We start from the raw sequence: 8557 nt of genomic DNA on the forward strand, positions 1-8557 counted from the left end.
CTATGGTGCGCCGAGACACCGGCAAGGGACGCGATGAATGGCAAGTTTTTCCAGGCATGACGTTCGGCATGGGCTGAAAGCGTTGCGCTGGCCGCTGGCGTTGACCCGCGCTGGTATGTTTGCCGAGGCCTTCTGGCAAGCGACATGGCCGCTGGCTACCGTCGTGCTGGCGGTTTTGGCGATACTGATGCTGGGTCTACAAGACACGGTCATGGTGGAATTGGTTTGGTTCCTCGGTGTCGTTGCGGCGCTGGCTGGCATTGGCGCGTTGATCTATGCGTTACGCCGGTTCCGCATCCCAACGCGGGAAGCCGCTTTGGTCAGATTGGATGAAACGTTACCGGGTCGTCCCATTCAGGCATTGATGGATGAGCAGGCAATCGGAGACGATGATGCCGCGTCGACGGCCGTGTGGCGGGCACACCAGGCGCGCATGGCGGAACGTGCGGCTGCAGCGCAACCGGTGCCTGCCGATCTACGCATTGCGCGCCGCGATCCATATGCATTGCGTTATGTTGCGGTTCTAATCTTTGCCGTTGCACTGATCTTTGGATCCATCTGGCGCGTTGGGTCGGTGACTGAAATGACACCGGGTGCAGGTAACGGATTGGCCGCTGGCCCTGTCTGGGAAGGGTGGGCGGAGAGCCCTCGCTATACCGGACGCCCCACTGTCTATCTGAACGACATCCCCGAGGGACCTCTTGAAGTACCTGCGGGATCACTGATCACCTTGCGCCTCTATGGCGAGGTTGGCGCGTTGACCGTTGCAGAAACGGTATCGGGCCGTATTGGCGAAGTGCCCCCGGCTTCGGACCCCGAACAGGATTTCACTGTTGTCCAGTCGGGCGAGATTGCGATCAACGGACCAGGTGGGCGGACGTGGGGGGTGACCGTCTTACCTGATGTCCCTCCTGCCATCGCCGTTTTAGGAGCCCCGGAGGCAACCGCGCTTGGCGAGATGACACTGCCCTTTGGTGCATCTGACGATTACGGGGTTGAGGCGGGCGAGGCCCGTTTCTTCTTGGACCTGGATGAAGTGGACCGGCGCCACGGCCTGAGCATCGCGCCCCAGCAACGTCCTGAAATCACCGCCTCATTACCAATGCCGTTCACGGGCAACCGGGCTGAGTTTGAGGAAGCATTGGTCGAGGATTTCTCTGAACATCCTTGGGCCAACTTGCCTATGACGGTTGTTATGACTGCCCTTGATGCTGCAGAACAGCAGTCTGAAACCGAACCGTTCAAGATGGTCCTGCCTGGACGGCGGTTCTTTGATCCGATGGCTGCCTCCATCATTGAACAACGCCGCGATCTTTTGTGGTCGAAAGACAACAGCGCCCGCGTTGCGCAGATACTGCGCGCCGTGGCCCACCGTCCGGACGACGTGTTCCGCCGCGAGGTGGATCAACTGCGCCTGCGCCGCGTCATCACGCGTCTTGAAACACTGGCAAGCTACGGTCTGACGGACGAGCAACAGGAAGATGTTGCGCGCGATATGTGGGACCTTGCCCTCGGGATCGAGGAAGGGGATTTGTCGGACGCTTTGGAGCGTTTGCGCCGTGCCCGAGAACGTCTGGAACAGGCCATGCGCGATGGCGCCAGCCAGGCGGAGATCGAGGAGCTGATGCAAGAGTTGCGTCGGGCAACCGATGACTACATGCAGCAACTGTCCCGTCAGGCAGAGCTGGATCGGCAGGAAAACGACGAGAACCCGCGCGGTCAGCCCCAAAACCAGATGCAAATGACGCAGGACGACATCCAACGCATGATGGACCGCATTCAGGAGCTTATGGAGCAGGGCCGCATGGCCGAAGCTGAACAGGCCCTGCGCGAGTTGCAGGAGATGTTGGAAAACATGCAGGTCACCCAAGGGCAAGGCGGCGAAGGCCAAAGCCCGGGGGAACAGGCCATGGAAGGTTTGGCCGAAACCTTGCGCGAACAACAGGGCTTGAGTGATCAGGCCTTCCGCGACCTGCAAGAGCAGTTCAATCCGAATGCGCAGACTGGTGAAAGTCAGGGCAATGAAGGTCGTGATGGCGGCCAGGGCCGGGGCAACCAGCACAGCCAAGGCGGCGAAGGCCAGGGCGAGCAGGGCACTGAAGAAGGCGGCGGAGACGGCAATGAGCAGGCCGAGGGACAGTCTGAAGGGTCCCTTGCTGATCGTCAGCAGGCGCTGCGAGATGAACTGCGTCGGCAGCAGGGCAACTTGCCTGGCGCTGGCACGCCTGAGGGCGATGACGCGCGCGATGCATTGGATCGTGCAGGCCGCGCCATGGACGGCGCGGAAGAGGCCTTGCGCCAACGGGATTTCGCAGAGGCCATCGACAATCAGTCACAGGCCATGGAAGCGCTACGCGAAGGTATGCGCGCGCTGGGCGAAGCGATGCAGCAGGAACAGCAGAACGCGCAGCAAGGACAGGGCACCAGCGAAAGCGACCGCCGGGCCGAAGCACGTGATCCCTTGGGCCGTGATCCGGGGGCAAATGGTTCTGTGGGTACCGAGGAAGGGTTGCTGCAGGGCGAGGACGTGTACCGCCGCGCCCGCGATCTGCTGGACGAAATTCGCCGCCGATCCGGCGATGGCGAACGTCCTGACGTGGAACTGGACTACCTCAAGCGTCTGCTGGATCGGTTCTAAGGCTCAGTTTTCTTCTGCTGGTGCCGTCAGATTGTCGAGCCAGGTCAGCCCCGCTGCAACCTGTCCATCCAGCCAAACCCGCGCGCTGTCCACCTGCGCCACATACGCACTGAGGAATGGGTCGGCTTGAGGAACAGACCGGGCGATATCCGGTGCAAAGACATAAATCGCGCCAAGGATCACCGCGAGCAGGATCATCAGTGAAAAACCACGACGGAAACCGGATTTGCGTGGTGCAGCTTCTGCCGTGTCGGTTGGCGCATCGGCCGCAGGCGCAGCCTGCCGGTCACCGGTCGACCGAAGAGTCGAGTTGATTTCCTCTATATCCGGCAGCAGGTCACGGCGGGACCCGATAGCGGCCGCCGTCGCCGCCGCTTCCGATACCTGTTCTGGAGGCCCTTCTTCGCCACGCATCCGCGCCATCCGTTCGCGCGCTTCCCGGGCGCGGCGATCTGCATCCGTTTCAGCGCTGTCGAGACCGAGGTCAGGTTGGCTTTCCAGCGCTTCGGCATCGGACGCGCGGGCTTGTGCTTCGATCTCTGCTTCCTGGCGCAGAATGTCGGCGACCGACGAATCCAGTTCGCGCCGCTGCGGTTCGGGCGCGTCTGCGCGTTCTTCGTCCTCGACAGGTTCATCATCGGACGGGCTCAGATCGGCAGGTGCCTCCGCCTCTTCCGGTTCCTCTGGCGCGTGGTCGGGATGATGCTGAAACCAGGTCTGGCCACAGTTCGAACACTGCACATCGCGTCCCTCGGAAGGGATCACGTCATCGACAACCTCGTATTGGGCATCGCAATTGGGACATATCAGCCGCATTTTGGGTCCTGCCTCGGTTTTACTTGTCACCATATGTTGTAGGAATTTTTCAGAAAAGACATAAGTGCGACCACCGCTGTCGGAGCATTCAGATTGAATCCGGCATGGTGCTGAGGCACAACAGGTGCCAAAGGGGCGAGGGCACGCGTGATCGAGCTGGAAAATGTAGCCTACAGCTATGGTGGGGGTGAACTGCTGTCCGATATATCGGTCAAGCTGGCACCTGGGTCTTTTCATTTTCTGACGGGCCCCTCTGGCGCGGGCAAGACCACGCTTCTCAAGCTGTGTTATGGGGCGTTGCTACCCACGGCAGGACATGTGCGCTTGTTCGAGCGTGATGTGCGCAGCCTTGAACGCGATGACGTGGCGACGATCCGACGCAAGGTCGGAGTGGTGCATCAGGACGTGCAGTTTCTGGATCATTTGAACGTATCCGACAACGTCGCCCTGCCTTTGACTGTGTCAGGGCGGCAAGCCGAAGCGGCGAACGGTGATCTGACAGAGCTTATGGCATGGGTTGGGTTGACCCACCGGGCGGATGCGATGCCGCCCGAGTTGTCGGGGGGAGAGCGTCAACGTGCGGCGCTGGCTCGTGCCGTAATCATGTCACCCGACGTCGTGCTCGCGGATGAACCCACTGGCAACGTCGATTGGGAGATGTCGCAACGCTTGCTGACATTGCTGATCGAGTTGAACAGGATGGGCAAAACAGTGCTGTTGGCCACGCACGATCTGTCCCTGATCCGCGCAGCCAAGGCACAGGTACAGGCGCGCGTCCTTCGTATCTCGAACCGGCGGGTGCAGCTTGCGGGGGCCGACCTGTGACTTTTGGCCGGAACACTTTGCGCGCTCTTCTGGTGGGTGATCGGCATGCGGACCGGGTTGTCCCGCCAACAGGCTTTACAGCGCAACTGACTCTGTTTGTTTCGGGCGCGATGGCCTTTCTGGCCGTGTTTGCGCTTGCCCTGTCATTGGCGTCCGGCCGATTGGCCGACCGGTGGGGGCAGGAACTAGCGCGCACGGCAACCATTCGTATCGTAGCACCGGAAGATCAACGGGCGATCCAGACCGCTGCTGCGTTGCAGGTGCTGTCTACAACACCGGGCATCGCGGCGGCGCATGCCCTGACAGATGAAGAACAGCAGGCTCTGCTGGCGCCGTGGTTTGGGCAGGACCTGCCGTTGGACACGCTCCCGATCCCCCGGCTGATCCAGATCGAAGCAACAGATCAGGGGTTCGACGCCACAGGCCTGCGCTTGCGTCTGGCGGTGGAGGTACCGGGTGCCGTTCTGGATGATCATGGCCGTTGGCGCGAACCCCTTGTGTCCGCTGCACGGCGGATGCGCCTTCTTGGGTGGACGGTGGCTTTGCTGATCGTTGGGGCTGTAGCCGCCATGGTGACACTGGCCGCCAACGCCGCACTGGCTGCCAATGCACAGGTCATTGCCGTACTCCGACTCGTAGGAGCGACAGATAGCTATATTGCGAATGCCTTTGTGAGGCGCTTTACGCTGCGGGCCCTGATTGGCTCTGCCGTGGGTGCCATCATCGGCGTGATCGCTGTATGGCTCATGCCTTCGGGTGGAGACACACCCGGCTTCCTCACTGGGCTTGGTTTTACCGGCGCAGGATGGTTGGTGCCCGTCTTTTTGCCCCTCGTTTGCGCGGCAGTTGCCTTGTTCGCCACGGCCTATGCGGCCAGCCGCGCCCTAAGGACCCTCACATAATGCAGATGATCCGTTCAGCCCTGTTTGTGGGCCAGATTTACGTCGCCATGCTGGTGCTCGGCATCGTGTTTGCCCCCTACGCCATCTTCAGCCGCAATGGGGCCTATGCGGCCTGCAAGACCTATTGCAGGTGGGTGTTCTGGACCATGGGTTGGATGGTGGGCATCAAGGGTGAGGTGCGCGGCGATGTCCCGCAGGGCGAGGTGCTGATCGCATCCAAGCACCAATCCTTTCTGGACATCATGCTGATCTTTCATGCCTTGCCCGCAGCCAAGTTTATCATGAAGCGCGAACTGCTCTATGCGCCGATCATTGGCATCTACGCAAAACGGCTGGGGTGCGTTCCAGTGGCACGCGGCAAGCGCGGAGCGGCGATTGCCAAGATGGTGCGGGATGTAGAGGCAGGTCGTGCCAACCCAGGGCAGTTGATCATCTATTCGCAAGGCACGCGCGTGGCACCGGGCGTCAAGGCCCCTTACAAAGTCGGAACCGCCATTCTGTACGAACAGCTTGATCAGCCATGCGTCCCGGTCGCAACAAATGTCGGTCTGTTCTGGCCGCGCAAGGGAATCTCACGCAAGCCCGGTACTGCGATTGTGGAGTTTCTGCCGGTGATGCCCAAGGGCATGACGCGCGATGTGTTCATGACCGAAATTGAGGAAACCGTCGAAGCCAGGTCAGACGCGCTGATGCGCGAAGGAGGGTTTGAGCCCAATGGAGTTCATTGAAGACATTGCGGCGCTTGAAGCGCTTTACGGAACGCCAGGGCAACCATCATTGCGCAAGGTGGCAGACCATCTGACGCCGCTCTACGCCAAGTGGATTGCAGCGTCACGCTTTGTTGTTCTTACGACGGTTGGACCGGACGGCACCGATGGCAGCCCGCGCGGTGATGATGGACCTGTTGTACTTCAGCTTGATCCCAAAACACTGGCGCTTCCGGACTGGCGCGGGAACCAGCGGCTCGATAGCCTGCGCAACATCGTCGAAGACGGCCGCGTATCCTTGATGTTCATGGTGGCTGGTTCGAATACGGTTGTGCGTGTGAATGGTCAGGCGCGGCTGACAGCGGACGAAGGGTTGCGGCAGCGGTTCGAGCAAAAGGGGCGGCATCCGGCCACCGTCATCGTGATCCGCGTAGGTGAGGTTTACACCCAATGCGCGCGCGCTGTGATCCGCGCGGGACTGTGGGCAAGCAACGATGCCGAGGGCCTGCCGACCCCAGGGGAAATCCTTGCAGAAGTGTCCGAAGGGGACGAAGGCGGGGCATCTTATGATGCGGCATGGCCCGAGCGCGCAGCCCGGACCATGTGGTAGCCGTCTTCTGATACAGAAAACGTGCCGGAAACGCTGCCAGTTTCCGGCTCTGCTCGGACCCGTTTTAAGGCAGAAGCACTGCGTCAATGGCGTGGATCACACCGTTCGACGCAAAGATGTCCGGCTGAATGACATTGGCATCATTCACTTTTACGCCTGACCCGAACTTGCCGACGATCCCGTTCACATCCAATGTACCGCCTTGCACGGTTGTCACATTCTGGCGCGTGCCAAGCACGTCACCCGCCGTGATCTGGCCCGGTACAACGTGGTAGGTGAGGATATTGACCAATTGATCTTTGTTTTCCGGCAAGAGCAAGTTGTCGACCGTGCCTGCAGGCAGTGCGGCGAATGCATCATTTGTAGGCGCGAAGACCGTGAAGGGGCCGGGACCTTTCAGCGTATCAACCAATCCTGCTGCCTGTACCGCAGCGACGAGTGTTGAGAAGTTCGGATCGCCAGCCGCGATATCGACGATGTCCGGGTCTTGCGGTTGCGCGCATGCGGCCAGTGTCAACAGGGCAGCGCCGCCCCCGATCAGTTTCAAAGTGCTGCGACGATCCATGATGATGTCCTCTTGTCGTTTGGCAATAATCAATCTGGCCCAATGGGCTGTCTTATCAAAGAGCGTGGTTTGCCAAAAAGGAAATGACGGACATCGTTAAATTCGGCGCGAACGCGCCATGCAGCGGATTTGCTCCGAAGCCGGCTCCGTTCGGTGGCGGATGGTCGCCAGTTTCATGCTTTTGCTGTAAATCTCTGGACGTGTGATCCGGTCCTGTGATCGCGAGTCGACCCAAATGAAAAGGGCCGGTTCCCTAAAACCGACCCTCTTGCATGCGCGCTCGTGGCTCCGAACTCAGCTGTGAATCGCCCCAAGGCCACAAGCCAGCGCCGCCTCGCGCACCGCCTCAGAGTAGGTGGGGTGGGCGTGACAGGTCAGGGCCAGATCTTCGGCCGATGCGCCGAACTCCATCGCCACGCAGACCTCGTGGATCAGGTCACCCGCGCTTGGACCAATGATATGTGCCCCAAGAATACGGTCGGTTTCGGCGTCGGCAAGGATTTTGACAAACCCGTCTGCGGCAAAGTTTGCCTTGGCGCGCCCGTTGCCCATAAAGCTGAACTTGCCCGCCTTGTACTTGCGCCCTTCGGCTTTCAGCATCTCTTCAGTTGCGCCTACATTGGCGACCTCGGGGTGGGTGTAGATCACGCCGGGGATGACACCGTAATTCACGTGCCCATGCTTGCCCGCCACCTGATCGGCGGCGGCCATGCCTTCATCCTCGGCCTTGTGGGCGAGCATTGGCCCCTCGATCACGTCACCGATGGCGTAGATGCCGGGGATGTTGGTCTGCCAATGTGCATCCACCGCGATCTGGCCCCGCTCCGTCATCTTGATCCCCAGCGCGTCCAGACCCAGCCCATCGGTATAGGGCTTGCGGCCTGTGGCGACTAGAACCACGTCTGCGTCAACCTCGTGTTCGCTGTCATCCTTGCGTAACTTGTAGTGAACTTTGGCCTTGTTCTTGGCGACGTCGACCTTTTGAACAGCGGCGCCCATGGTGAAACCCAGACCCTGTTTGGTCATGATTTTCTGGAACTGGCGCTGAACCTCGGCATCCATACCGGGCGTAACCGCGTCCAGGAATTCGATCACTTGCACTTCGGAACCGAGACGTTTGTAGACCGAGCCAAGTTCAAGCCCGATCACGCCCGCACCGATCACCACCATCTTCTTGGGCACCTTGCCCAGCTCCAGCGCGCCAGTTGAGCTGACCACAATTTTTTCGTCGATCTCGACGCCCGGCAGTGTGGCGACATCGGACCCGGAGGCGATGATGATGTTCTTGGCTTCGTGAACCTCGTCGCTCACCTTGACCTTGCCGGCCTCGGGGATGCTGCCCCAGCCCTTGAGCCAATCTACCTTGTTCTTTTTGAACAAGAATTCGACACCCTTGGTGTTCTGACCGATCGTGTCGGTCTTGTATTGCAACATCTGCTTCCAATCGACCGACGGGCTTTTGCCCTTGAGACCCATGGCGGCAAAGTTGTGTTC

General features: G+C 60.3%; 8 protein-coding genes. 5 read left to right on the forward strand and 3 right to left on the reverse strand.

Annotated features, from left to right (window positions below; genetic code table 11):
- Window positions 1–37 precede the first annotated feature (37 nt).
- Window positions 38–2638 (forward strand): TIGR02302 family protein, encoded by a 2601-nt coding sequence (locus tag AC6RA8_RS10805; protein ID WP_500352741.1) that lies wholly within the window; start codon window positions 38–40, stop codon window positions 2636–2638.
- 3 nt (window positions 2639–2641) lie between these two features.
- Here the strand turns inward: AC6RA8_RS10805 and AC6RA8_RS10810 are convergent, their stop codons facing one another.
- Window positions 2642–3454, reverse strand: a complete 813-nt coding sequence (locus AC6RA8_RS10810) for a zinc-ribbon domain-containing protein (RefSeq protein WP_500352743.1) — start codon at window positions 3452–3454, stop codon at window positions 2642–2644.
- Between the two features lie 147 nt (window positions 3455–3601).
- Here AC6RA8_RS10810 and AC6RA8_RS10815 point away from each other — a divergent pair, with 147 nt between their 5' ends.
- Genes AC6RA8_RS10815 through AC6RA8_RS10830 form a run of 4 tightly spaced genes read left to right on the forward strand, consistent with a single transcriptional unit; the run spans window position 3602 to window position 6498 of the window.
- Complete coding sequence (locus tag AC6RA8_RS10815; protein ID WP_500352744.1) at window positions 3602–4279, forward strand: cell division ATP-binding protein FtsE; 678 nt, start codon at window positions 3602–3604, stop codon at window positions 4277–4279.
- Complete coding sequence (locus AC6RA8_RS10820; RefSeq protein WP_500352746.1) at window positions 4276–5181, forward strand: cell division protein FtsX; 906 nt, start codon at window positions 4276–4278, stop codon at window positions 5179–5181. The genes AC6RA8_RS10815 and AC6RA8_RS10820 overlap by 4 nt, the downstream gene beginning before the upstream one ends.
- Complete coding sequence (locus tag AC6RA8_RS10825; protein ID WP_500352748.1) at window positions 5181–5909, forward strand: lysophospholipid acyltransferase family protein; 729 nt, start codon at window positions 5181–5183, stop codon at window positions 5907–5909. Before AC6RA8_RS10820 ends, AC6RA8_RS10825 begins: the two co-directional genes overlap by 1 nt.
- Window positions 5896–6498 (forward strand): pyridoxamine 5'-phosphate oxidase family protein, encoded by a 603-nt coding sequence (locus tag AC6RA8_RS10830; RefSeq protein ID WP_500352749.1) that lies wholly within the window; start codon window positions 5896–5898, stop codon window positions 6496–6498. Before AC6RA8_RS10825 ends, AC6RA8_RS10830 begins: the two co-directional genes overlap by 14 nt.
- Before the next feature lie 64 nt (window positions 6499–6562).
- On the opposite strand, the gene AC6RA8_RS10835 is transcribed toward AC6RA8_RS10830, so the two are convergent.
- A complete protein-coding gene (locus AC6RA8_RS10835) occupies window positions 6563–7063 on the reverse strand; it encodes a fasciclin domain-containing protein (RefSeq protein WP_189370879.1) in 501 nt (166 codons plus the stop codon).
- 294 nt (window positions 7064–7357) lie between these two features.
- Window positions 7358–8557: dihydrolipoyl dehydrogenase (lpdA, locus tag AC6RA8_RS10840; RefSeq protein WP_500352751.1), on the reverse strand; the 1200-nt coding region annotated here is incomplete at its 5' end.

It is taken from the genome of Tateyamaria sp. (genome assembly GCF_059783535.1).

What these genes read in the sequence shown, in the direction of transcription:
- AC6RA8_RS10825 (WP_500352748.1), top strand. Translation starts at nt 5,181, where the DNA reads ATGCAGATGATCCGTTCAGCCCTGTTTGTGGGCCAGATTTACGTCGCC.
- AC6RA8_RS10830 (WP_500352749.1), top strand. Translation starts at nt 5,896, where the DNA reads ATGGAGTTCATTGAAGACATTGCGGCGCTTGAAGCGCTTTACGGAACG.
- AC6RA8_RS10810 (WP_500352743.1), bottom strand. Translation starts at nt 3,454, where the DNA reads ATGCGGCTGATATGTCCCAATTGCGATGCCCAATACGAGGTTGTCGAT.
- AC6RA8_RS10805 (WP_500352741.1), top strand. Translation starts at nt 38, where the DNA reads ATGGCAAGTTTTTCCAGGCATGACGTTCGGCATGGGCTGAAAGCGTTG.
- AC6RA8_RS10835 (WP_189370879.1), bottom strand. Translation starts at nt 7,063, where the DNA reads ATGGATCGTCGCAGCACTTTGAAACTGATCGGGGGCGGCGCTGCCCTG.